General features: G+C 64.8%; 22 protein-coding genes. 12 read left to right on the top strand and 10 right to left on the bottom strand.

Annotated features, from left to right (window positions below):
• The first annotated feature begins 31 nt into the window (after positions 1 to 31).
• Entirely contained in the window at positions 32 to 1,036 is a 1,005-nt protein-coding gene (locus tag CK218_RS07585) for a cytochrome d ubiquinol oxidase subunit II (RefSeq protein WP_095827551.1), read from the top strand.
• A gap of 162 nt (positions 1,037 to 1,198) precedes the next feature.
• Here CK218_RS07585 and msrA read toward each other — a convergent pair whose 3' ends face one another.
• The 4 genes from msrA to CK218_RS07565 form a co-directional block, all read right to left on the bottom strand.
• Positions 1,199 to 1,927: a peptide-methionine (S)-S-oxide reductase MsrA gene (gene msrA, locus CK218_RS07580; protein ID WP_095827333.1), complete on the bottom strand. Its 729-nt coding sequence runs from the start codon at positions 1,925 to 1,927 to the stop codon at positions 1,199 to 1,201.
• Positions 1,928 to 2,046: 119 nt separating this feature from the next.
• Complete coding sequence (locus tag CK218_RS07575; protein WP_095827332.1) at positions 2,047 to 2,355, bottom strand: hypothetical protein; 309 nt, start codon at positions 2,353 to 2,355, stop codon at positions 2,047 to 2,049.
• 85 nt (positions 2,356 to 2,440) lie between these two features.
• Complete coding sequence (locus CK218_RS07570) at positions 2,441 to 3,142, bottom strand: DUF1223 domain-containing protein (protein WP_095827331.1); 702 nt, start codon at positions 3,140 to 3,142, stop codon at positions 2,441 to 2,443.
• Between the two features lie 304 nt (positions 3,143 to 3,446).
• Entirely contained in the window at positions 3,447 to 4,511 is a 1,065-nt protein-coding gene (locus CK218_RS07565) for a pilus assembly protein TadG-related protein (RefSeq protein ID WP_095827330.1), read from the bottom strand.
• A gap of 424 nt (positions 4,512 to 4,935) precedes the next feature.
• On the opposite strand from CK218_RS07565, the gene lepA reads away from it, so the two are divergent.
• Positions 4,936 to 6,741: a translation elongation factor 4 gene (lepA, locus tag CK218_RS07560; protein WP_095782361.1), complete on the top strand. Its 1,806-nt coding sequence runs from the start codon at positions 4,936 to 4,938 to the stop codon at positions 6,739 to 6,741.
• A gap of 156 nt (positions 6,742 to 6,897) precedes the next feature.
• Here lepA and CK218_RS07555 read toward each other — a convergent pair whose 3' ends face one another.
• Together CK218_RS07555 and CK218_RS07550 are read right to left on the bottom strand one after the other, a co-directional pair.
• Positions 6,898 to 8,241, bottom strand: coding sequence for a hypothetical protein (locus tag CK218_RS07555; protein WP_095827329.1), 1,344 nt, complete (start codon positions 8,239 to 8,241; stop codon positions 6,898 to 6,900).
• Positions 8,241 to 8,519, bottom strand: a complete 279-nt coding sequence (locus CK218_RS07550) for a hypothetical protein (RefSeq protein ID WP_143749607.1) — start codon at positions 8,517 to 8,519, stop codon at positions 8,241 to 8,243. Before CK218_RS07550 ends, CK218_RS07555 begins: the two co-directional genes overlap by 1 nt.
• A 552-nt stretch (positions 8,520 to 9,071) precedes the next feature.
• On the opposite strand from CK218_RS07550, the gene CK218_RS30510 reads away from it, so the two are divergent.
• From CK218_RS30510 to CK218_RS07520, 5 genes are all read left to right on the top strand, one after another.
• Positions 9,072 to 9,584 carry a hypothetical protein gene (locus tag CK218_RS30510; protein WP_179294450.1) on the top strand — a complete coding sequence of 171 codons (513 nt, stop codon included), beginning with the start codon at positions 9,072 to 9,074 and terminating at the stop codon, positions 9,582 to 9,584.
• Between the two features lie 11 nt (positions 9,585 to 9,595).
• Positions 9,596 to 10,105, top strand: coding sequence for a hypothetical protein (locus CK218_RS07540; protein ID WP_095827327.1), 510 nt, complete (start codon positions 9,596 to 9,598; stop codon positions 10,103 to 10,105).
• Positions 10,106 to 10,302: 197 nt separating this feature from the next.
• Positions 10,303 to 10,650, top strand: coding sequence for a hypothetical protein (locus tag CK218_RS07535; RefSeq protein ID WP_095799502.1), 348 nt, complete (start codon positions 10,303 to 10,305; stop codon positions 10,648 to 10,650).
• 407 nt (positions 10,651 to 11,057) lie between these two features.
• Positions 11,058 to 13,094: a hydantoinase/oxoprolinase family protein gene (locus CK218_RS07525; protein ID WP_095827325.1), complete on the top strand. Its 2,037-nt coding sequence runs from the start codon at positions 11,058 to 11,060 to the stop codon at positions 13,092 to 13,094.
• A gap of 256 nt (positions 13,095 to 13,350) precedes the next feature.
• Positions 13,351 to 15,525 carry a malate synthase G gene (locus CK218_RS07520; RefSeq protein WP_095827324.1) on the top strand — a complete coding sequence of 725 codons (2,175 nt, stop codon included), beginning with the start codon at positions 13,351 to 13,353 and terminating at the stop codon, positions 15,523 to 15,525.
• A 24-nt stretch (positions 15,526 to 15,549) separates the two neighbouring features.
• Here the strand turns inward: CK218_RS07520 and CK218_RS07515 are convergent, their stop codons facing one another.
• The 4 genes from CK218_RS07515 to CK218_RS07500 form a co-directional block, all read right to left on the bottom strand.
• Positions 15,550 to 17,079, bottom strand: coding sequence for a YifB family Mg chelatase-like AAA ATPase (locus CK218_RS07515; RefSeq protein ID WP_095827323.1), 1,530 nt, complete (start codon positions 17,077 to 17,079; stop codon positions 15,550 to 15,552).
• A gap of 147 nt (positions 17,080 to 17,226) precedes the next feature.
• On the bottom strand, positions 17,227 to 18,168 hold the full coding sequence (gene gshB, locus CK218_RS07510) for a glutathione synthase (protein WP_095827322.1): 942 nt from the start codon (positions 18,166 to 18,168) through the stop codon (positions 17,227 to 17,229).
• Positions 18,169 to 18,235: 67 nt separating this feature from the next.
• Positions 18,236 to 18,610, bottom strand: coding sequence for a GtrA family protein (locus CK218_RS07505; protein ID WP_095827321.1), 375 nt, complete (start codon positions 18,608 to 18,610; stop codon positions 18,236 to 18,238).
• A complete protein-coding gene (locus tag CK218_RS07500) occupies positions 18,610 to 19,620 on the bottom strand; it encodes a glycosyltransferase (RefSeq protein WP_095827549.1) in 1,011 nt (336 codons plus the stop codon). The genes CK218_RS07505 and CK218_RS07500 overlap by 1 nt, the downstream gene beginning before the upstream one ends.
• Positions 19,621 to 19,872: 252 nt before the next feature.
• On the opposite strand from CK218_RS07500, the gene CK218_RS07495 reads away from it, so the two are divergent.
• The 5 genes from CK218_RS07495 to CK218_RS07475 all read left to right on the top strand — a co-directional run bounded on the left by CK218_RS07495 (position 19,873) and on the right by CK218_RS07475 (position 24,583).
• Positions 19,873 to 21,222, top strand: coding sequence for an EAL domain-containing protein (locus CK218_RS07495; RefSeq protein ID WP_067324636.1), 1,350 nt, complete (start codon positions 19,873 to 19,875; stop codon positions 21,220 to 21,222).
• Between the two features lie 154 nt (positions 21,223 to 21,376).
• Positions 21,377 to 22,144, top strand: a complete 768-nt coding sequence (locus CK218_RS07490; RefSeq protein ID WP_095827548.1) for an SDR family oxidoreductase — start codon at positions 21,377 to 21,379, stop codon at positions 22,142 to 22,144.
• The gene (locus tag CK218_RS07485) at positions 22,141 to 23,076 is read left to right on the top strand and encodes a 2-dehydro-3-deoxygalactonokinase (protein ID WP_095827320.1); all 936 of its coding nucleotides are present in this window, start codon (positions 22,141 to 22,143) and stop codon (positions 23,074 to 23,076) included. Before CK218_RS07490 ends, CK218_RS07485 begins: the two co-directional genes overlap by 4 nt.
• Positions 23,073 to 23,711, top strand: coding sequence for a 2-dehydro-3-deoxy-6-phosphogalactonate aldolase (locus CK218_RS07480; protein ID WP_095827319.1), 639 nt, complete (start codon positions 23,073 to 23,075; stop codon positions 23,709 to 23,711). Before CK218_RS07485 ends, CK218_RS07480 begins: the two co-directional genes overlap by 4 nt.
• A complete protein-coding gene (locus CK218_RS07475) occupies positions 23,711 to 24,583 on the top strand; it encodes an SMP-30/gluconolactonase/LRE family protein (RefSeq protein WP_164746632.1) in 873 nt (290 codons plus the stop codon). The genes CK218_RS07480 and CK218_RS07475 overlap by 1 nt, the downstream gene beginning before the upstream one ends.
• The last annotated feature ends 93 nt before the right edge of the window (positions 24,584 to 24,676 follow it).

The following is a 24,676-nucleotide window of genomic DNA, read 5'->3' as shown; positions in this document are numbered from 1 at the left end:
GTCGGACCAATCTCGGTTGGAGGAAAAAAAGATGACCTTCGACTGGCCAACCGCGCTTCCGCTGATCTTTGCCGGCCTGATGGGCCTCGCCATCCTGATCTACGTCATTCTCGACGGTTTCGATCTCGGCATCGGCATCCTGTTCGCAGCCGCCGAAGATGCCGAGCAGGACACGATGATCGCGGCGATCGGCCCGTTCTGGGACGCCAACGAGACCTGGCTGGTGCTGGCGGTCGGGCTCTTGCTGGTCGCCTTTCCGATGGCGCACGGCACCATCCTCACCGCGCTCTATATCCCGGTGTTCCTGCTGCTGGTCGGCTTGATCCTGCGCGGCGTTGCCTTCGATTTCCGCGCCAAGGTGCCGGCCGGCAAGAAGCACCGCTGGAACCGCATCTTCTTTTTGGGCTCCACCATGGCCTCGCTGGCGCAGGGCTATATGCTCGGCGTCTATGTGCTCGGCCTCGATGTCGGCTTTGGCGGCATGGCCTTCGGCGCGCTGGTCGCGCTCTGCCTGTCGGCGGCCTACGCCGCCATGGGCTCGGCCTGGCTGATCTACAAGACCGAGGGCGACCTGCAAGGAAAGGCGGTGCGCTGGCTGCGCGTCACGCTGGTGTTGACTGCGCTCGGCATGGTCGCGGTCTCTTTGGCCACGCCCTTCGCCAGCCCGCGCATCTTCGACAGATGGTTCCTCTGGCCGGAGATCCTCTATCTGTCGCCGCTGCCGATCGTATCGGCGCTCTTGTTCCTGTGGCTGTGGCGGCAGACGTTTCATCTGCCCAAGTCCGACGACCGGCATGCGCTGCGGCCCTTCCTGACCCTGGCCGCCATCTTCGCGCTCGGCTTCGCCGGGCTTGCCTGGTCGTTCTATCCCTATGTCGTGCCCGACAAGCTGACGATCTGGCAGGCCGCCTCGGCGCCGGAGAGCCTGGCCTTCATCCTGGTCGGCACCGTCGTCGTGCTGCCGATCATCATTTTCTATTCGTTCTACGCCTATCGCGTGTTCGGCGGCAAGGCGACGGATCTGACCTACGATTGAGGGCATAATCTCCCTCCTCGAGGGGGAGATGGCCGGCAGGCAGAGGGGTTGGTCCGACTGGGCTCAGCCTGCTTTGCTGCAGACAGTCGGCGCTCCACGCGCGGCGACCCTCTCTGTCGCCTTCGGCGACATCTCCCCCTCGAGGGGGGAGATCTGCGCGGCTCAGCTCTTGCTACTTGCCAGCACCAGCACCGGCTTCTCGCTGTAGAGCGCGGGAAACAGCGCTTTCAAATTCTCGATCTTCGGCAGGTCGTTGTAGACGATATAGGGGTAGGTCGGGTTCAGCGTCAGGAAATCCTGATGGTAATCCTCGGCCGGATAGAAGGTCTTGCCGGTTTCCAGCGTCGTCACGATCGGCTTCGAAAACACCTTGGCCTTGTCGAGCTGGGCGATGTAGCTCTCGGCGATCTTCTTCTGCTCGTCGTTCTCGGCAAAGATCGTCGAGCGGTACTGCGTGCCCTGGTCCGGCCCCTGGTAGTTGAGCTGAGTCGGATTGTGCGCGACCGAGAAATAGACCTGCAGCAATTGGCCATAGGTCACCTTCGACGGATCGTAGGTGATCTCGACCGATTCCGCATGGCCGGTGCGGCCGGTGCCGACGACCTCGTAGACGGCGTTCTCGGCGCTGCCGCCGGCGTAGCCGGAGACGGCCTTGCTGACGCCCTTGACGTGCTGGAACACGCCCTGCACGCCCCAGAAGCAGCCGCCGGCGAAGATCGCTTTCTCCGTGCCGCTGGCGGCCTTTTCATCCATGGCCGGCGGCGGGATCACCACCGCGTCCTCGGCCGAACGCGCCGGCGTCTGCCAGAAGGCGGCCGCGGCCGCCGTCAGCACCAGCGCTGCAAGCGGGGCCAGCGAGCGCCGCGCCGCCTTTTTGTCGATGCCGTTCATGTCGGATCTCCTTGTTCGTTGTTCCACTATATACGATGCAAGCCGCCGCTGGTTTCTCACTTTGCCGTGCGGCGGCTTCTGGCCGACGGCGATTGTTGCCAAGAACCGGGGCCGCGGACTTATTGCGCCGGCGCCATCGCGTCGGCAGGCTTCATTGCATCCGTCGCGGGCTTCATCGCATCCGCGGGCTTCATGGCATCCGTGGCGGGTTTCATCGCCTGGGTCGCCATCGCATCGGGCTTCATTTTATCCGCGGGCTTCATCGCGCCGGTCGGCATCATAGCATCGGTCGCCGGCTTCATGGCTTCGGTCGCCATCGCATTGGCGGGCTTCATCGCGTCGGTCGTGTCGTCGGCGCGGGCGCCGGCCACGAACGCGGCAGCGGCAAGCGCGAAAGCCAGCGCCGGCAGCGTAAGGAATTTGGTCATGCTAGTTCTCCTTGGGTTGCGGCGCGCGGATGCGGGCCCTTGGTTAAGCGTTGCCGCTCTGATGCGGCCCGCGCGAAAAGAAAAATCAGTTTGCCGCGGCGGCCAGGATCGGCCCGCCGGCCGGCGTCTGCACCAGCACTGCCGTGCTCAAGCCCCCGGGTGCCGTAGGCAGCGGCAGCGTCGTCGCTTGGCCGTTCCAGCGGCCCAGCCTCTGCAGCGAATGCACGACATTGGCATGCGGCAGCGTGCGTCCGGTGTTCTCGCCGCGCGCCACCGGCACCTCGACGACGCCGCGTGCGTAGCGCACCAGCCAGACATCGGCCGCCCCGCCGGGCGCCGTGCCGGCGCCGATGCTCACCTTGCCGTCGCCGAGCGAGAGCGCCGGACCCTTGGCGTGCGGGCTTGTCAAGATCAGCTTTTCGATCTCGCCGGGCGCCGCACCGACGGCGTCGGCGCTGCCGTTCACCACCACCTGCGGCGTGAACGGCCCGTCATGGCCGAGCGGCGGCTCGTAGGCGACCTGGCGCTGGGTGAATTCCTGCCGGCCGAAAATGTCCTTCCAGCCGAGATAGTCCCAGTAGGTAACGTTGAAGGACAGCGCCAGCACGCCCGGCCGGTCCTTGACCTTGATCAGATTGGCATTGGCCGGCGGGCAGGACGAGCAGCCCTGGCTGGTGAACAGCTCGATCACGGTAAGCGGCTCGGCGGAAGCGGCATCGAGCGTGGCGGCAAGCGCAGCAAATGTCGCGCGGGCAAGCAGGCCGATCCTTGTCTTCAATCCGGTCATGGGAAGCAGTCTCCGTAGCGGGGCAATGCTCCCATTTCGCCGCCGCGGAGGACTTCGTTACAGCTTCACCGGTTTGTGATATCGGAGAGTGGCGAAGGCCGTGGCGACGTCCAATCTCCCCCCTTGTGGGGGAGATGTCCGGCAGGACAGAGGGGGGCGACGTAGAGCGCAAGCCCATCGATAGACCGCAGTACCGGGACAGCCGGCCGTTTCCGCCTAGTCCCGCTAGCCGGCTAAGCCGGCGGACAGCGCCCCCCTCTGGCCTGCCGGCCATCTCCCCCACAAGGGGGGAGATCGGCAGTTCCTACTGCGTCAGCACCGTCTCGGACGGCCGCTGGTTGAAGGCGCATTTGCCGGTCACATTGTAGAAGAAGTCGGCATTGGAAACCGGCGCCGGCACAGGGTTGCCGCCGTCTTCCCAGGCTTGGTAGCCGGTCTGGCCGCAGGGCACCGAGGTGAAGATGTCGACCTTCTGGCCGGTCGCGACTTCCGGCATATCGGTGGCGCTGGTGCCGATATAGAGCCGGTTCGAGGTGTTGGGATCGTTCGACTTCAGCACCTTCGGGCTGCCCGAGGGAACGTCCATTTGCAGATAGAGCTGGTCCATCTGGCTGACATCGATCACCGCGCCGGCGCCATTGGCCGGATAGAAGGTATCGGCGCAGGTCGTGACGTACTTGTTGCTGCCGCTGGTCTGGGTGATCGCCCCGCTCGGCAGATTGCTGAAACTGTCGACCGTCGAGGTCGTGCAGACCTGTTTTTGCACCACGGTCGTCGTCGACCCGTTGATGGTGCTCACCGTGGTTGTGCCGTAGCCCTTCGGGTCGCCATAGCCGTTGTAGTTATAGCTGATCGTCATCAGCGGCTTGGCCTTGGTCTGGCCGAACTGGGTGCCGTAGAGGGTCATCGTCTTGTTCCAGTAGCCCGACACCTTCGTCACCTTGAAGGTGGACTGGACCAGCGCCGGCGCCTTGCGCACCGAGGAACCGACGCCGACATCGACCGAATTGATCCTGGCGATCTGCATGAAACTGGTCGGCATCGGATAGGCCGCCGTGGCGCTGAACGTCGCCGTGCCGTCGGCGGCGACGTTGACGGCGGTGAGCGTCGCGTCGCCCAGCCCGCTATTGGCGACATAGGCCTGCTGCAAGGCCGTCTGGCGATCGGCCTTCGAGGTCGTGGTCGGCAGCGTGGTGATCGACAGGATCGCGGCGTCCAGCGCCTGCTGCATGTTGCTCCTGGTCGTCACCGCCGAGGTGTAGTCGACGGAAAAGCCGACCGCGAGCAGCAGCGGGATCGCCAACAGCGCCATCATCGGCAGCATCGAGCCGCCTTGCGATCGAACGAAATCTCTTGCCGACGAGAACATGCCCCAACCCCATACACACCGGCAATGCAACCTGCCTGCCACCAGAGGTGGAGATATGCCCAAAATGAGTGCATGAAAGTTTAAGTGGATTTGAATTTTTGGCGCGGAGGCGCCCTAACCTTCAAACGCTTGCGCTGCCCCTCACCTGCCTGCCGGCATCCTCTCCCCGTATGGTAACGGGGAGAGGGGTGCCCCCATCGACGATTTCGCCAATTTGGAACGCTGCAAGAAAGGTACCGAGGCGGCGGCCAGCCCCTTCTCCCCGTCACTTACGGGGAGAAGTGCCCGGCAGGGCGATGAGGGGCAGCGCCGGCCTCCGATCATTGGCCGTGTTCAGACATGGCGAGCGTCTTTGCCTGCTCTGCTCCGATCTCCCCGGCCCCACCGCTTGCCCCTTAAACCCGCCCCTGCTAAAGCGCGCCGCATGACGACGCCGCTCGACCACATCAGAAATTTCTCCATCGTCGCCCATATCGACCATGGCAAATCCACGCTTGCCGACCGGCTGATCCAGCTCACCGGCGCGCTGGAGGAGCGCGACATGAAGGAGCAGGTGCTGGACTCGATGGACATCGAGCGCGAGCGCGGCATCACCATCAAGGCCCAGACCGTTCGGCTGAACTACCGCGCCAAAAACGGCGAGGACTACGTGTTGAACCTCATCGACACGCCCGGCCATGTCGACTTCGCCTATGAAGTTTCGCGCTCTTTGGCCGCCTGCGAGGGCTCGCTGCTGGTGGTCGACGCCTCGCAAGGGGTCGAGGCGCAGACCTTGGCCAATGTCTATCAGGCGATCGACAACAACCACGAGATTGTCGTGGTGCTGAACAAGGTCGACCTGCCGGCGGCCGAGCCCGAGCGCATCCGCGAGCAGGTCGAGGAGGTGATCGGCCTCGACGCTTCCAACGCCGTGCTGATCTCGGCCAAGACCGGGCTGGGCGTGCCGGACGTGCTGGAGGCGATCGTCCACCAGCTGCCGCCGCCGCGCGAGGGCGACATCGCGGCACCCTTGAAGGCGATGCTGGTCGACAGCTGGTACGACGCCTATCTCGGCGTCATCGTGCTGGTGCGCGTCATCGACGGCGTGATGAAGAAGGGCCAGACCATCCGCATGATGGGCACCGGCGCAAAATATCTCGTCGAGCGCACCGGCGTCTTCAAGCCGGCCCGCGTCAATGTCGACGAGCTCGGCCCCGGCGAATTCGGCTTCTTCACCGGCTCGATCAAGGAAGTGGCCGACACCCGCGTCGGCGACACCATCACCGAGGACCGCCGCCCGACGCAAAAGGCGCTGCCCGGCTTCAAGCCGGCGCAGCCGGTGGTGTTCTGCGGTCTGTTCCCGGTCGACGCCGCCGATTTCGAGGATCTGCGCGCCGCCGTCGGCAAGCTGCGCCTCAACGACGCCTCCTTCTCCTATGAAATGGAGACGTCGGCCGCGCTCGGCTTCGGCTTCCGCTGCGGCTTCCTCGGGCTGTTGCACCTGGAGATCATCCAGGAGCGGCTGGAGCGCGAGTTCAACCTCGACCTCATCGCCACCGCGCCGTCGGTCGTCTACCGCATGAACCTCATCGACGGCACGACGAAGGAACTGCACAATCCGGCCGACATGCCCGACGTGGTCAAGATCGCCTCGATCGAGGAGCCGTGGATCCGCGCCACCATCCTGACGCCCGACGACTATCTCGGCGGCATTCTGAAACTCTGCCAGGACAGGCGCGGCATCCAGGCCGATCTCTCCTATGTCGGCAAGCGCGCCATGCTGACCTATGATCTGCCGCTCAACGAGGTCGTGTTCGATTTCTACGACCGGCTGAAGTCGATCTCCAAGGGCTACGCCTCCTTCGACTATCACCTGACCAACTATCGCGAGGGCGACCTGGTGAAGATGTCGATCCTGGTCAATGACGAGCCGGTCGACGCTCTGTCCATGCTGGTGCATCGATCGGCGGCCGAAAAGCGCGGCCGCGCCATGTGCGAGAAGCTGAAGGAACTGATCCCGCAGCATCTGTTCAAGATCCCGATCCAGGCCGCGATCGGCGGCCGCATCATCGCCCGCGAGACGGTTTCGGCGCTCAGGAAGGACGTCACCGCCAAATGCTACGGCGGCGACGTGACCCGCAAGCGCAAGCTGCTCGACAAGCAGAAAGAGGGCAAGAAGCGGATGCGCCAGTTCGGCAAGGTGGACATCCCGCAGGAGGCGTTTATCCAGGCGCTTAAGATGGGGGATTGAAGGGCGGTTGGCGCTCAGCTCCGCGCCAAGCCATCGATCCAGTGAATCGATGGCAGGCTTCGAAATCGGAAGAGTTGCCGGCGTGCCCTCGCCGGTTCAGCGCGGAGCTGAGCGCCTGGTGCGGGTGCTCCGGTTGATGCTCCGCGTGTGTGGAAGTCACGCTCTTATGTCAGGACACCTAAATCGGGGCATCGAGCCGTCGCCATCAGCGGCATTATGGAGCAAACTCACCGTAGCGATGATATTGACCCGCCAAGCGGCGTACAGGATGAGAAGGGCAATTGGAATCGTGACTGCGGCGAACACGCGCCGGTTAGCAAACCCAAGGCGCACGGCGTCTCTCTTTGCCTCGTAGTTTGGCACAAGGAATACGTCGCTCAACCACCATACCAATATGATTGCCGGTGGAGCGAGGCAGATGTAGGCGTTGACTTTTACAAAGTCAGCTAGCGCGCCTACCCACTTGGCCGGCGTAACCTCCGGATCTGCAAATCCCGAAACGAAGTTGACGAGAGTAAGTAACGTCGCCGCTATCGTAAAAAGAACCGTGCGGTATTTGTCCGAATTTTGTTTCTTCTCTGAAAATTTCAGGTCAAGATAGCTCTTTGTGGCGTTTATGGAATCCTTTGTGGCTTGGTCATTGAAGACTGGCATTTGCAGGGGCAGTTTCGAGGTGGCGGCCTGCTCCGTCGCAATCTGTTTAAAGGAGTTTAAATAGGCGAGAACGCCAAGCACTCGAACTTGCTCTGTTGGCTCCAGCCGGCGCTTCGAATTGATGATATAAAAGTACAGTGAATATATAACTCGATTGCTCCACTCCATTGACCTGCCACGGACGCGATATGTCGTTATCATGGTATCCGCATCCGGACTGTGATGCTGGTGCTGATGCGAAATATCGCGCACAAAGTAGTAAATCTGATCCGCCCACATCGAGTCGATTTCGACATGGTCGTTGTTGGCATAGCGAAGCGTGTTTTGGTATATTTCGTCGTCAGAATACGCAATCTTACTGATTGATATGATCCCATTTCTATGCAGGATCACGTTTGCTCTAAAATCGCAGATACTTGTAAGCTCGCGGTGAAGTGAACCGAACAGGTTACATAACTCAGCTTTGCCGACACCCAATTCTGCGCCTCGAAGCGAGTGCAGCCAATTTGGCATCTTCTCCTTGAGTTGAATGGAACTGTCTGACCCTGGGCGGACGACATACACGCGCCCTATGAGCGGATCGTCCGGAGATTTCGACCCACGCCTCGCGCGAGCGCAGAAGACGAAGGTAAAGTCCCCTGAAACTTGAAAGAATTTTGCCAGCAGCCAGTGGAATAGGACATCAGTCGTATTCCGCGACTGAATTGCCAAAACGAATTGATACTCCGGAGTAGCAACGTTGGCGTAATCTGCGATCGTAGGATGGCGGCTTTCGCCAATTATCTTATACGAAAGCCGACCATTTACCGTGGGAACCCATCCCTTGAAAGAAACCAGTTCGCTCATTAAGCGACGTGGTCGACCACGTCGTTGCGCAGCTTCCCGTTAGCCTCGATCCGCTTAAACTTTTTATTATAAGCGATTCCAGCCCGCACGCGGCCATCCGGAAACTCACCTCGCTTCACGCGAGCTTTTCCGGAAACTGCGGCCCTTAACGAAGGGTATCTGGCACGAGATTTCTCGTACTCAATTCGATCGTACAAGGCGATCTTTAGCGCAAACCTCAGTAAGGCGAGGCCAAACGCGCCGAGGGCAACCGCACCAGCTAGTTGCAGATATGCCATGCTCGCGCTCCCCTGATTCGCGTGCATATGGTACACGAAAAAAACTCTTGACAAAAGGCCGAATCGAACATGCGGTTTTGTTATTGTGAAGAATTCGTCAGCGTTGGTTTCCTATACAGGAACATTGGACCAAAGCAGAAGTTGCGCTGGTCTAGGCGACAGGTCAAGGTTCGAGGTTGACTTGCCGGACACCAAAGACGTCCACTCACATCATGAAGAATGCGGCGGTGAAGCTGCCTCAACTTTAGCTTGTTCGCCAGATTGTGCTCGGCGTCACGTTCGCCCCGTTCCTTTAGCCTCTCGGCCAGCGCGGCTACGTTATGCCCCGCGCTTCGACTCGCCTTTCAGTATGCTTTAGCCTGTTCTTCGTAGTGCGCCGTCGCCGTGGAGGCGCTGGCTGGCTTTGGCCTCCGAAAGACGAGATGTGACTGTATCGGAGGAACTGGTAATCGGCAGAGCTCACTGTCGAATCCGACGTCACCATTCGCTAAACCAACCTTTTGATCGCTGCCACCTCGTTGTATCCTCTTCCCGGCTTTGGGGAGACATCGCATGCGCTCCACCTCGGACACCGTCGCCGCGATCGGCCTCGCCATCGGCGGCGCGTTGGGCATGGCAGGCGCCTTCGTTGCAAGCGACCCGCTGCGCGAGACGCTGTGGACCATCGACGGCGTGGGCGTTGTCGTCGCGGCGGCGCTGCTGACGATGAAATACCAGCGGCTGGGCAATGATCTCGTCGCGGCCGGCTTCCTCACCTACCTCGCCGGCGAAAGCCTGCTTCTGGCCGGCAATGCGGCGGGCCTTGAGGCCAGCGTGCCGTCCTATGTCGGCGGCATTTGCCTCTGGGCGGCGGGGCTGGTCATGGTCAGCGCGCCAAAAACCTTCGCGCTGTGGATGCGGCTCACCGCTTTCGTCGCGGCCGTGCTCTTCGTCGTCTCGGCCCTGATGATCCTCTGGGGCGCGCCGCTTCTGCCCACCTCGGCGCCTTTGCCCGCCGCCGGCTATCCGTTCCTGGTCCTCACCTTCATCGGCTGGATCTGGACGCTGCTGAAATCGCAGCGCTGAGCGGGCGAAAAATGGCCGCGCCGCTTGAAATCCGCAACAGCGCCTCCGGCAAGATCCTGCCGGCGGTGGGACCGTTCCTGATCGGCGGCATCTTTGGCTTCGGCGCCCTGCAGGGCCTGGGTTCGGGGGCGTCCGGCGGCCATGTGCTGTGGATCGCGCTGCTCGGCGTCGCCTTCCTGGCGCTTGGCGTCTTCATTTCGCGCGGCGCTTTCGACAATTCGGTCAAGGTCACCCTTGATCAGCGCGGTTTTCGCGATGCTCGCGCCGGCGATGTGCTGGTGCCGTGGAACAAGGTGCGGAGCGTGCGCCTCGCCTCCGGCGGCAAGGGCGCGGCGATGCTCAATTTCGAGCTCACCGAGGAGCCGCCCGACGCGATCAAATACGCCGCCGCCAATGCCTTCGGCCTGATGCCCTTCGGCAAGACCACCGTGCACATGGAGATCTCCTCGCTCGACATCCACGACCAGGACTTGATCGAGGCGGTGAAGACATTCGCGCCGCACGTGGTGGTGAGGCGCTGATCTCCCCCCTCGAGGGGGAGATGTCGCCAAAGGCGACAGAGGGGGTCGCCGCGCGTGGAGCGCCGACGCCGTGCGGCACGAGATGAGGTCGGCGTTCTACGCGCAAGGACCCCCTCTGACCGCTTCGCGGCCATCTCCCCCTCGAGGGGGGAGATTACCGGTGCTTCCCGTGCTCTACTCCCATCGGGGACCTCGCCATGATTCGCGCTCTGCTCGCCGCTCTTCTCCTCACCGCGCCGGCCTTCGCCGCCGACATGTCGGTCTTTGTCCGCAACCAGCGCTCCGACGGCGTCGCGCTGGAACTGTTCAGCCGCGACAGCGAAAAGGTCTGGCCGGGCGGCGACAAGGTCTTCCTCATCCGCCCGCAGGCGCGCAAATCCGTGCCGATCTCCTGCGAGCCCGGCGAGCACATCTGCTGGGGCGCCTGGGTGGCCGGCAACGATTCCGTCACCGCCGGCGTCGGCCCCGACAACGACCAGCCCTGCGACACCTGCTGCTTCATCTGCACTGACCACTCGACGGAGACGGTGGATCTGGCGGAGTGAAGCTGCCAATCTCCCCACTCGAGGGGGAGATGTCGCCAAAGGCGACAGAGGGGGTCGGTCCGACCGGACTCGGCCTCCGGCTGCAGAACGAGGCTGGCGCTCCATGCGAGATGACCCCCTCTAGCCTGCCGGCCATCTCCCCCTCAAGGGGGGAGATCAGCTGTCACACCGGCCCTCGCCTATTGCCAACATTGCAGGAATGGCGCGGCGCGGAAGTTGCCAATCTCCCTCCCTGAGGGGGAGATGTCCGGCAGGACAGAGGGGGGTGGCTTGGCGCTTAGCGTCTCAGCAAATTCTTCGAAGCCGCACCATCTCTGCTCTTGGCCCATCGCTCCCGCCTTTATCCGCTGGCCCGTATCGGCTAAGGGGCAGGCACCAAACCTCTTGCCCGGACTTGCCACCGCCAAATGACCGCCAAGCCAAAACCGCTCTTCCTCGGCATCGACACCGGCGGCACCTATACCGATGCCGTGCTGTGGTCGGAGGAGGGCGGGCCCCTGGACAACCCAGATAAGGGCAAGGTGCTGGCCAAGGCCAAGGCGCTGACCACGCGCCACGACCTCGCCGTCGGCATTTCCGGCGCGGTCGACGCGGTGCTGGAAAAATCCGGCACCGATCCGGCCGCGATCAAGCTGGTGTCGATGTCGACCACGCTTGCCACAAACGCGCTGGTCGAGGGCCAGGGCGGGCGCGTCGCGCTGGTGATGATCGGGTTTGCCGAGGCCGATCTTGCCCGCGACGGGCTGAAGACGGCTCTGGGCAGCGATCCGGTGGTGTTCTGCCCCGGCGGCCACGACGTGCACGGCAATGCCGCCAAGCTCGATCTTTCCGGCCTCGAGGCGGCATTGCCGGAGCTTGGGCGTTCGGTGTCGGGCTTCGCCGTCTGCGCCTATTTCGCCACCCGCAATCCGGCGCATGAGCTCGCCGCGCGCGACCTGATCCGCGAAAAAACCGGCCTGCCGGTCACCGCCAGCCACGAGCTTTCGGCCAAGCTTGGCGGCCCGCGCCGCGCGTTGACCACGCTGCTTAACGCCCGGCTGATCTCGATGATCGACCGGCTGGTCGCGGCGACCGAAGGCTTTCTTGGCCGGCGCGGCATCGCCGCACCTTTGATGGTGGTGCGCGGCGACGGCGCGCTGGTGTCGGCGGCCTTCGCCCGCCAGCGGCCGATCGAGACGATCCTCTCCGGCCCGGCCGCCAGCCTGGTCGGCGCCCGCCACATGACCGGGCTCGACGACGCCATGGTCTCCGACATCGGCGGCACCACCACCGACGTCGCCGTGCTGGATAGCGGCCGGCCGCGGCTCGATCCGGAAGGCGCCACCGTCGGCGGCTTCCGCACCATGGTCGAAGCCGTCGCCATGCGCACCTTCGGCCTTGGCGGCGACTCCGAAGTGGCGCTGGAGGACGGCGCGCTCGACCCCAAGATCCTGCTCGGGCCGCGCCGCCTGGTGCCGCTGGCGCTGGCCGGCCTGGCGCATGGCGAGGCGGTCACCGCCGAGCTGGAGCGGCAGCTGCGCGCGCCGAACCCCGGCCGCATGGACGGGCGTTTTGCCGTGCGCACCGGCGTGCCCGATCGCCTCGCCGCCGGCCTCACCGCGCCCGAAGCGAAACTCTACGACGCGATCGGCGCCACCCCGCTGGCGCTTGACCGGCTGCTCAGCTCCAACGCCCAGAACGCTACGCTGAACCGGCTGGTGGCGCGCGGCCTGCTGCACATTTGCGGCTTCACGCCGTCCGACGCCGCCCATGTGCTCGGCAAGCAGTCGAACTGGGATCCCTTCGCCGCCCGTCTCGGCGCCGAGCTGTTTTCCCGCCGGCGCGACGGCCGCGGCCAGCCGATCGCCGCGACGCCGGAAGTGCTCGCCCAGCGCGTGCTCGTCACGCTGACGCGCTGGTCAGCCGAATATATTCTCGAAACCGCCTTCGCCGAGGACGGGCTGGACGGCGCCGCGACCGTCGCGCACGCGCTGGTGCAGCGCGCCGTCGATGCGCATCCCGGCATCGCCCGCTTCAGCGTCGCGCTCGACCGGCCGGTGATCGGCCTCGGCGCCTCGGCGCCGCTGCATTACGCCGGCCTGCCGCCGCTGATCGGCAATGGCTGCATCGTGCCGGAGGACACCGACGTCGCCAACGCGCTCGGCGCCGTCGTCGGCCAGGTGCGGGTCTCAGCCGAAGCCCGCGTCAGCCAGCCCAGGGAAGGGCTTTTCCGGCTCGCCTCGGGGCAGACGGTGCGCGACTTCACCGAGGAGGAGAAGGCGATCGCCGCGGCTGAAGCCGACGTGCGGGCGATCGTCGCCGAACGCGCGAAGAATGCCGGCACCGACAGCGCCGAAATCGATGTGTCCACCGAGTTCAAGGTCTCGACGGTCGAGAACCAGCGCATGTTCATCGAGGCGCATGTGGTGGCGGTGGCCTCAGGGCGCCCAAGGATTGCGGTTTAGAAGCAATCTCCCCCTTGAGGGGGAGATGTCGCCGAAGGAGACAGAGGGGGTCGGCCCGACTGGGCCCGGCCTGCTGCAACGAATAGAGCTCGCGCTCCACGCGAGGCGACCCCCTCTGGCCTGCCGGCCATCTCCCCCTCAAGGGGGGAGATTCGCTTGCCGCCAAAATCCGCACCTTCACCCTAAGCCGAATTGACCCTTGAACCCCAAACATGTCAAAGCCCCGGCAAAGCCTTACCCATCTGGAGACGTGCTGATGACCGACCGCATCGAGATCGCCGGGTTGCAGATTGCCCGGGAGCTCCATGACTTCGTCGCCGAGGAGGCAGCAGTCGGCACCGGCATCGATCCGGAAAAGTTCTGGACCGGCTTTTCAGAGATCGTCCACGACCTCGCGCCGAAGAACCGCGCGCTGCTCGCCAAGCGCGACGCCATGCAGGAGAAGCTGGACGACTGGTACCGCGCCAACGGCGCGCCGGTCGACATGGAGCTGTACAAAACTTTCCTCGAGGAGATCGGCTATCTGGTGCCGGAAGGTCCGGCCTTCAGCGTCTCGACCGAAAATGTCGATCCGGAGATCGCGGTCGTCGCCGGGCCGCAGCTGGTCGTGCCGGTGATGAACGCGCGCTATGCGCTCAATGCCGCCAATGCGCGCTGGGGCTCGCTTTATGACGCGCTCTACGGCACCGACGCCATTCCCGAGACCGCAGGCGCCGAAAGGGGCAAAACGTTCAATCCCACGCGCGGCGCCAAGGTGATCGCCTGGGTCAGGGACTTCCTCGACCAGTCCGTGCCGCTCACCACCGGCAAATGGGCCGGCGTCAACGGGCTCTCGGTGGCGAACGGCGCGCTGAAGGTCGGCGAAGGCGCCGGCGCCACCACGCTTGCCGACCCGAAGCAGTTCGCCGGCTACCGCGGCGACGCCGCCACTCCGGAAGCCGTGCTTTTGGTAAAGAACGGCCTGCATATCGAGATCGTCGTCGATCATGCCAGTCAGATCGGCAAGACCGATGCGGCCGGCATTGCCGACGTCATCCTCGAGGCCGCCCTGACCACCATCCAGGATTGCGAGGATTCGGTCGCCGCCGTCGATGCCGAGGACAAGGTCGTCGTCTATCGCAACTGGCTCGGCCTGATGAAGGGCGACCTGGCGGAAGAGATCACCAAGGCCGGCAAGAGCTTTGTCCGCAAGCTCAATCCGGACCGCCGCTACACGGCGCCGAATGGCGGCCAGCTGCTGCTGCCCGGACGCTCGCTGATGCTGGTGCGCAATGTCGGCCACCTGATGACCAATCCGGCGATCCTCGACCACGACGGCAACGAGGTGCCGGAAGGCATCATGGACGCGGCGCTCACCGCGCTGATCGCGCTGCACGATGTCGGCGACAACGGCCGCCGCGCCAACTCCCGCGCCGGCTCGATGTATGTGGTGAAGCCCAAGATGCACGGGCCGGAGGAAGTCGGCTTTGCCGTGGAAATCTTCGATCGCGTCGAGGTCCTGCTCGGCATGGCCAAGAACACCATCAAGATGGGCATCATGGACGAGGAGCGGCGGACCACCGTCAACCTCAAGGAAGCGATCCGCGCCGCAAGGGAGCGCGTCGTGTTCATCAACACCGGCTTCCTCGACCGCACCGGCGACGAGATCCACACCTCGATGGAAGCCGGCCCGATGATCCGCAAGGGCGACATGAAGCAGGCGGCCTGGATTTCCGCCTATGAGGCGTGGAACGTCGATACGGGCCTGGAATGCGGGCTCGCCGGCCACGCCCAGATCGGCAAGGGCATGTGGGCGATGCCGGATTTGATGGCGGCGATGCTGGAACAGAAGATCGCGCACCCCAAGGCCGGCGCCAACACCGCCTGGGTGCCCTCGCCGACCGCGGCGACGCTGCACGCCCCGCACTATCATAAAGTGGATGTGCACGCCGTTCAGGCGGCGCTGAGGAGCCGGCCGAAGGCCAGGCTCGACGACATCCTGTCGGTGCCCGTGGCGGTGCGGCCGAACTGGAGCCCGGACGAGATCCAGCGCGAGCTCGACAACAACGCGCAAGGCATTCTGGGCTATGTCGTGCGCTGGATTGATCAGGGCGTCGGTTGCTCGAAAGTGCCCGATATCAACGATGTCGGCCTGATGGAGGACCGCGCCACGCTGCGCATTTCCTCGCAGCACATCGCCAACTGGCTGCGCCACAAGGTGTGCTCGGAGATCCAGGTCCGGGATTCGCTGCAGCGCATGGCGGCGATCGTCGACCGCCAGAATGTCGGCGACCCGCTCTACCGGCCGATGGCGCCCGACTTCGACAAGTCGATCGCCTTCCAGGCCGCCTGCGACCTGGTATTCAAGGGGACCGTTCAGCCCAACGGCTACACCGAGCCGGTGCTGCATGCGCGCAGATTGGAGCTGAAGGCGCAGGACCGGGCGGGGTAGCGCCGGAAATCCGCGCCAGGGACCTTACGCCGCCTGCGCCATGCGCTCCGCGCTCATGCGGTAGGAGATCGCCTCGGCGAGATGGATGCGGCCGACGGTTTCGCTGGCGTCGAGATCGGCGAGCGTCCGCGCCACTTTCAGCACGCGGTGATAGGCTCGCGCCGAGAAGGCGAGCTTTTCGCTGGCGTCCTTGAGCAGCGTCAGCCCGGCGACGTCGGGCCTGGCGATCGCCTCGACGACCGAAGGCGGGCAGTGCGCGTTGGTGGTGGCCGCCGCACCCAGCCTTTCCAGCCGCTCGCGCTGCATGGCCCGGGCGCGCGCCACGCGCTGCGCCACAGCGGCACTGGCCTCGGCCTTGTCCGGCCGGATCAGGTCGCTTGCCGAGACTGCCGGCACTTCGATCCTGAGATCGATGCGGTCGAGCAGCGGGCCGGAAATGCGCGCCTGGTATTCGGTGCGGCAGCGCTCGCCGCGCAGGCAGCGATAGCCGGGCTCGCCCGACATGCCGCAGCGGCACGGGTTCATCGCCGCCACCAGCTGGATGCGCGCCGGATAGGTGACGCGGTGGTTGGCGCGCGCGATCACGCAGTCGCCGGTCTCCAGCGGCTGGCGCAGCGCGTCCAACGTCTGCGGCGTGAATTCCGGGAACTCGTCGAGGAACAGCACGCCGTGATGCGCAAGCGACACTTCGCCCGGCCGCACGCGCAAGCCGCCGCCCACCATCGCCGCCATCGACGCCGAATGATGTGGCGCGCGGAACGGCCGTCGGTCTGTCAGCTTGCCTTCGCCGAGCTCGCCCGCCACCGACGCGATCATCGAGACTTCGAGCAGCTCCTTCGGCGCCAGCGGCGGCAAGATCGAGGGCAGCCTTTGCGCCAGCATCGACTTGCCCGAGCCCGGCGGTCCGACCATCAGGAGATTGTGGCCGCCCGCCGCCGCCACTTCCAGCGCCCGCTTGGCGCTTTCCTGGCCCTTGATGTCGGCAAGGTCCGGCAGATCGCGCGCGGCGACCTGGATGCCGGCCTCGGGACGCGACAGCACCTGGGTGCCGCGAAAATGGTTGGCGATGGCGATCAGGCTGCGCGGCGCCAGGATATCGAAATCCTTGCCGGCCCAGGCTGCCTCCGGCCCGCAGGCGAACGGACAGATCAGGCCTTTGCCTTCGGCGTTGGCGCCGATCGCCGCCGGCAGCGCGCCGGCGACAGCGGCAATGGTGCCGTCGAGCGACAATTCGCCGAGCACGACATAGCCGGCCAGCATATCGCCAGGAATGGCGCCGAGCGCGGCCATCAATCCGAGCGCGATCGGCAGGTCGTAGTGGCTGCCTTCCTTGGGCAGGTCCGCCGGCGCGAGATTCACCGTCACCTTCTTCGACGGCATCGAAAGGCCGGAGGCATGAAGCGCGGCCTGCACGCGTTCCCGGCTCTCTGCCACCGCCTTGTCCGGCAGGCCGACGATCTGCATCCCGACCTTGCCCGGGGCGATCATCACCTGGACATCGACCGGCACGGCCTCGATGCCCTGGAAAGCCACCGTGCGAACCCGCGCTACCATCTTGTCTCAAGCCCCCGGATACCGGCTCGCTCGCCGGTCCTGCGATCAGGCGGCGAGCGGGTTTGGTTTAGACAACCACAGATTTTCGGCTTAAGCAAGAACATTACGGGAACATAATGGTCCCGCCCACGGGGCAGCTGAGAGGCGCTACTTCCGCTTTCCTTCCACGCAGTCCCAGAACAGGGCAGCAATGTCCGCGCCGCCGAAGCGCCGCACCTCGCGCACGCCGGTCGGCGAGGTGACGTTGATCTCGGTCATGTAGTCGCCGATGACATCGATGCCGACGAGGATGAAGCCGCGTTCCCTGAGCGCCGGCCCGATGCGGGCGCAGATCTCGCGTTCGCGCTCCGTGAGCTCGGTCTTCTCGGCGCGGCCGCCTACATGCATGTTGGAGCGCGAATCGTGCTCGGCCGGCACGCGGTTGATGGCGCCCACCGGCTCGCCGTCGATCAGGATGATGCGCTTGTCGCCCTTGCGCACGTCCTTGAGATAGCGCTGCACGATATAGGGCTCGCGGAACAGCTGGCCGAACATTTCGAGCAGCGAGGCAAGGTTGCGGTCGGCCTCGTGCAGATGGAAGATGCCCGCCCCGCCATTGCCGTAGAGCGGCTTGACGATGATGTCGCCGAACTCCTTGCGGAAGGCGGCCACCTCCTGCGGGTCCTTGGTGATCAGCGTTTCCGGCATCAGGTCCGGGAATTCGGTGACGAAGATCTTTTCCGGGCTGTTGCGCACCCAGGCCGGGTTGTTGACCACCAGCGTCTTCGGATGGATGCGTTCCAGAATGTGGGTTGTGGTGATGTAGTTCATGTCGAAGGGCGGGTCCTGCCTCAGCAGCACCACGTCCATCTCCGACAGATCGGTGCGCACCGGCTCGCCCAGCGAATAATGGCTGCCCTTCTCGTCGCGCACCTGCATCTCCTCGGCGCGCGCGAACACCTTGCCGTCCCGCATCGACAGCCGGTCGGGCGTGTAGTGGAAAAGCTGGTGGCCGCGCCGCTGCGCTTCCAACGACAGCGCGAACGTGGTGTCGCCGGCGATCGACACCGTCGAGACATGGTCCATCTGGACGGCGATTTTCAACGGCATCTCGGGCCTCCGGCAATCTCTGTCGCCGATATAGGGAAATCGGCGGCTTCTGCCAATCGGCCAGAGATTATCGGTCGAAGACCAGCCGGGAATAGCCGACGAAGGACAGCGCCATCGCGACCAGCGAGGCGACCGTCAGCGCTGCCAGCGGCGCCAGGGAGGGCAGCGCGAACAGAAGGGCACAATAGACGAGATAATTGACGATGCTGGTGGCGACGCCGACGCCGCCGTAGCGCACGCCCTCCTGCGCGATGCCTCGGCTCGACGGCGCAAAGGTCAAATGCCGGTTGATCTGCCAGGTGACGGTGAGCGCGAAGCCGATCGACAGCACGCGCGCCGCCAGCGGCCCTAGCGGCGTGACGGAAAGCAGCAGCCAGAGCGCGGCGGCATCGGCAACGAAGCCGATGCCGCCGGCAAGCACGAAGCGGCCAAGCCGGACCATCAGGCGGCTCGCGAGGGCTTGCCCGGCTCCCTCTTCCGGGAGGCCTCGCCGTTGAAGCCCGCGCGTCGCTCGATGCGGCCGGCAGGGATGGAAAGATAGAAGATGCGCTTCTGTTCGGCCCGGCCGCGCGACACCGAATCGAGGATCAGCCCGGTGACCATCGCCAGCATGGACAAGAGGAGCAGGCCAACGGACAGCACCCAGGTCGGCATGCGCGGAACAAGTCCTGTCTCGGCGAACTCGATCAGCACCGGGATCATCAGCCCGATGCTGGCCGCCAGGAAGAACAGGGCAAACGTGCCGAAGAAACGCAGCGGCTGCGTCTCCTTCACCAGCATGGCGAACATCCATAGGATCCTGGCGCCGTCGCGGAAAGTCGACAGCTTCGACGATGAGCCTTCCGGGCGGCGGCCGTAGTCGAGCGCCATCTCGTTCACCGGCAGCTTGAGCTGCGAGGCATGGACCGACATCTCGGTCTCGATCTCGAAGCCGCCGGAAACCGCCGGGAAGCTCTTGACGAAGCGCCGCGAAAAGACCCGGTAGCCGGAAAAGATATCGGTGAAATCGGCGCCGAACAGGCCCTTGTAGAGCCGGTTGAAGATGCGGTTGCCGAAGGCGTGGCCGGAGCGGCCGGCGTCGTCGGTGACGCCGCGCCGGGTGCCCACCACCATGTCCGAGCGCTCGGTCAAGAGTGTGTTGATCAGCTCCGGCGCATCTTCCGGCGCGTAGGTGCCGTCGCCGTCCGCCATCACATAGATGTCGGCGTCGACGTCGGCGAACATGCGGCGCACGACATTGCCCTTGCCCTGGCGCGGTTCGCGCACGACGACCGCGCCGGCCGCGCGGGCCCTGAGCGCGGTCAGGTCCTTCGAATTGTTGTCGTAGACATAGATCGTCGCGGAGGGCAGCGTCTCGCGGAAGCGCCGCACGACCTCACCGATCGTCAGCTCCTCATTGTAGCAGGGCAGGAGCACGGCGATCGCCGGCTCGTTGCGGACCTCGTGCGGCATGCCTGTCTCCGGTGCCCGGGCCCAGCCGACCAGCCGCGCCAATGCCGGCCCCAATGCCGGCGCCTCCGGGCCGCTTTACTATTTATTGAAGCTGTTAATGCCCGGTTTAAGCCTCCACCGCCAAAGACCTGGACCGCTAGGGGTGGCGCCAAGATCCTTTTCCGCATCTTCAGAAAATCGATTTTCCGATACCTTTCCTAAACGCTTTGCTGCCAGTCTGGTCACAAATTCCCCCGTCAGAACAGGAACATGATGCAAACGACGTTTGGCACCGGGCAGCCAGGCAGGGAAAACGCGGATCTGGCCTTCACCGATCCGCTGACCGGACTTGGCAACCATCGTCGCTTTTACGACAAGGTCGATCGCCTGATCAGCGATCGCGCCGACGATCCCGCGCCCTTCACCGTTGGCATTCTCGATCTCGATGGCTTCAAACCGATCAACGACCTGTTCGGCCACAAGGCCGGCGACGACATCCTGATCCAGGTGGCTATGCGCTTGCGTGCCTCGATGGATGGCTATTCGACCGTCTGTCGCATCGGCGCCGACGAGTTCGCCTTCCTCTACCCGATGGTGTTCAGCGAGGAGCAGGCCGCCGAAAAATCGCGCATGCTGATCGAGATCCTGTCGGCGCCCTATGATGTCGGCGAGCGCACCGCCAGATTGTCGGCTTCGGTCGGCTGCTCGCTGTTTTATTCCGGCGACGAGACCACAGAGATCCTGATCAACAAGGCCGAGACCGCGCTCTACCACGCCAAGCGCTCGGGCCGCGGCCGCGTCGTCGTCTACACACGCGAGATGGAGGAGGCCGCCAAGCGCGTCACCCGCATCGAGCAGGCACTGCGCCGCGCCGTCTCGGCCGGCGAGGTCGAGCCGCATTTCCAGCCGATCGTCGACCTCACCAGTCGCCGCACCATCGGCTTCGAGACGCTGGCTCGCTGGACCGACCGCGATCTCGGCATGGTGCCGCCGAGCGTGTTCATTCCCATCGCCGAGGAGCGCGGCATCATCGGCCCACTGTCGCAGCTGGTGCTGCGCAAGGCGACCGAGGCGGCGCGCAACTGGCCGAAGGACCTGTTCCTGTCCTTCAACCTGTCGCCGTCGCAGCTTGTCGACCAGAACACCGGCCTGCATATCCTGGCGATCCTCGACCGCACCGGCTTCGATCCGCGCCGGCTGGAGATCGAGATCACCGAAACCGGCCTGATGACCGACCCGGCTTCGGCCGAGAAGATCGTCGAGGATCTGCGCCGCGTCGGCATCCGCGTCTCGCTCGACGATTTCGGCACCGGCCAGTCGTCGCTCGGGCGCCTGCGCGAATTCCATTTCGACAAGCTGAAGATCGATCGCGCCTTCGTTTCCTCGATCCTCGAAGACCGGCCTTCGGAACACATCATCCGTGCCATTCTCGCCATGTGCGAAGGCCTCGGCATGGACGTTGTGGCCGAAGGCATCGAGGAGGAAGCGCAGGCCGACCGCCTCGTCCAGTTCGGCTGCGCGGGTGGCCAGGGGTATCTGTTCGGCAAGCCCGTCGATGCCGACGCCACGCTTGGCTATCTGCGCGATTCCTATCGCGGCGCACTGCGCGCCAAGGCGATCTGATCGAGCCAACCCGCGATCCAAGCCCACCCGTCCGCGCCTCGCGGAAGCGCGGCTGCTATTTTGTCAGACATATTGCCGCCGAAATCGCCTTTTCACCCTTGCTCCCCGGGCCGGCATGGCTAGGATGCGCGCCGGCCAAAGGGAGACAGAAATTATGATGCCATCGGCGCGTTTCGCCGACCTCGACGGCGCCTCGGTGTTGATCACCGGCGGCGGTTCCGGCATCGGCGCGGCGCTGACCGAGGGCTTCATGCGGCAAGGCGCCAAGGTCGCCTTCATCGACATCGCCGACAAGCCCAGCACGGCGCTGGCCGACCGTCTGGAAAAGGAGCTTGGCCAGCGTCCGCTCTATCTCAAGACCGATCTGCGCGACGTCGAGGCGCTGCGCGCCGCGGCAGCGGAGGCGGCGAAAGCGCATGGCGATGTCACGGCGCTGGTCAACAACGCCGCGCTCGACGATCGCCATGAGGTGAAGGATGTCACGGTCGAGTTCTGGGACAACAACCTGGCCATCAACCTGCGGCCGCATTTCTTCACCGCCCAGGCGGTGGCGCCGGGCATGAAGCGCGCCGGCGGCGGCTCGATCATCAATTTCAGCTCCACGTCCTATCTCATCAACCATCCCGATCTGCCGGCTTACACCGCCGCCAAGGCCGGTATCCTCGGTCTCACCAAAGGCCTTGCCGGCAAGCTCGGCGCCGACGGCATCCGCGTCAACGCGGTTGCGCCCGGCTGGGTGATCACCGAACGCCAGCGCGAGCTTTGGGTCACCGAGGAGGCGCTTGCCGCCCATGTCGCCAAGCAATGCATCAAGGAGCCCATGCAGCCCGACGACATTGTCGGCACGGTGCTGTTCCTGGCGTCGGACGCCTCGCGCATGCTGACGGCGCAAATGCTGATCGTCGACGGAGGCGTGCTGTGAGCGGCGCGCCTGCGGTCGCCGCCCTCGACTGGGGCACGACCAGGCTCAGGGCCTGGCTGCTTGACGGCGCGGGTCAGCTGCTCGCCGAGCGGCGCGGCGACGACGGCCTGATCACCGCGCGCGAAAAGGGTTTTGCGACGGTGCTGGAGGGCCATCTCGCCGCCATGGGCGCGCCGGAGTCCCTGCCCGTCATCATCTGCGGCATGGCGGGTTCCCGCCAGGGCTGGATCGAGGCGCCATACGTCACCGTGCCTGCCCCGATCGGCGCCATCTTGGCAGGCGCCGCCCGCATCGAAGGCGAGCGCCGCGACATCCGTATCGTGCCCGGCCTCGCCCAGCGCCTCGCCGACGCCCCGGATGTGATGCGCGGCGAGGAAACGCAACTTGCCGGCGCGAATTTGCCGCCAACGGGGCGCCACATCGTCTGCATGCCGGGCACGCATTCCAAATGGGTCGTGGCCGAGGACGGCGCGGTCGCCGGCTTCGGCACCTGGCCGACCGGCGAATTGTTTTCGGTATTGGCCGCGCATTCGATCCTGAAACATTCGCTGGGCGAGCATCCGGCACCGGTCACGGCGGATAGTCCGTTTTTCCGCCAGTGGTGCGAGCGGGCGCTGGGCGAAGGCGGCGATGTCACGTCAAAGCTGTTTGCGATCCGCGCCGCCGGGCTGCTGCAGGATTTGAAATCCGACGAGGCGGCGGCTTGCCTGTCCGGGCTGTTGATCGGCGGAGAAATCGCTTCGGCAAGGCGGCGCTACGGCGTCAGTGGAGCGCCCGTCGTGCTGATCGCTTCCGGCGCGCTGGCTTCGCTCTATTGCGCCGCTCTTGGCTTCGCCGGTCTTGCTTTTCGGGTCGTCGATGCGGATGAAGCGGTGCGCGCCGGCCTTGTCGAAGCCGCGCGCGAGAACCGCATGATCGGAGGCGACGTGTGACGCAGACAGCACCCTTTCCCAGACTGAAACGCGGGCTCGTCGCCATCTTGCGTGGCCTCAAGCCGACCGAGGCGATCTCAATAGGCCAGGCGATCTTCGACGCCGGCATCGAGGCGATCGAGGTGCCGCTCAATTCGCCGGAACCGTTTTCGTCGATCACCAGGATCGCCGAAGTCCTTCCGGAAACCGCGCTGGTCGGCGCCGGCACGGTGCTGACGGCGGCCGATGTCGATGCCTTGCACAAGGCCGGCGGCCGGCTGCTGGTCAGCCCCAACATCGATGCCGATGTCATGGGCCGCGCCATGCAGTATGGCATGGTGACGATGCCGGGCGTGTTCACGCCCACCGAGGCCTTCCAGGCGATCAGGCTCGGTGCTTCGGCGCTTAAATTCTTCCCGGCAAGCGTGCTCGGCGCCGGTGGCATTTCGGCGATCCGCGCCGTGCTGCCGGCAACGGCGCTGATCGGCGCCGTCGGCGGCGTTTCGGACAAGGATTTTGCTGGCTACAAAGCCGTCGGCGTCAGCGTCTTCGGCTTGGGGTCGAGCCTTTATAAGCCGGGCGCCAGCGTCGATGAAGTGGCTGAGCGCGCCCGCGCCGCGGTCGCGGCCTGGGACGAAGCCTTCGGAGGGATTTGATGGACAGCGTTTCGGTCTTCAGCGATCACATTTGCCAGTTGGGGGAGGGACCGAGCTACGATCCCGGCACCGAGACACTGTTCTGGTTCGACATCGTCAATGGCAAGCTTCTGGAAAAGCCGCTCGCCGGCGCGCTGAAAATCCATGATCTCGGCGTGATGGCCAGCGCCATCGCCGTCATCGACGATGCCCGCCAGCTGATCGCCACCGAGATCGGCCTGCAGGTCCGCGATGTGGCGACCGGCAAGTTGACGCTGCACACGCCGATCGAAGCTGACAATCCGCTGACCCGCTCCAACGATTCCCGCGTCCATCCCTGCGGCGCGTTGTGGACCGGCACGATGGGCAAGGACGAGGGCAAGGGCGCCGGCGCGATCTACTGGTTCTTCAAGGGCGAGCTTCGCCGACTGTTCTCCGACATTACCGTGTCCAACTCGATCTGCTTTTCCGACGACGGGACGATCGCCTATTACACCGACACCGCGACCGGGCTTCTGATGCGCGTCGCTTGCGATCCGGCGACCGGCCTGCCGACGGGCGAGCCGAACATCTTCGTCGATCATCGTTCGCAAAAAGGCTATGTCGACGGCTCGGTCGTCGACCGCGACGGGGTGCTGTGGAACGCCGTCTGGGGCGGCAAGGCGGTGAAGGCGTATTCGCCGGACGGCATGCTGCTGCGCGAAATCCCGATGCCGGTAACCCAGCCTTCCTGCCCCGCCTTTGTCGGGCCGAACGCCGACCGCCTTGCGGTGACATCGGCCTGGAAAGGCAAGGACGACAAGCAGCGCAAGCTCGATCCTCAGGCCGGCATGACCTTCCTGCTCGACATTCCGGTCCGGGGCCGCTTCGAGCCGCGCGTGCTGATCGCCTGAGCGGCTTGCGCATTATCGCTCGCTCAGGTCGGTTTCCTGAAAGCCGATTGCAACCGCCATGCGATGGTAGCACCAGACTTTTCTGGGAGCTTC

The sequence above is a fragment of the Mesorhizobium sp. WSM3879 genome (assembly GCF_002294915.1).
Classification (GTDB): Bacteria; Pseudomonadota; Alphaproteobacteria; order Rhizobiales; family Rhizobiaceae; genus Mesorhizobium.
This window is presented reverse-complemented; position numbering and strand designations above follow the sequence as displayed.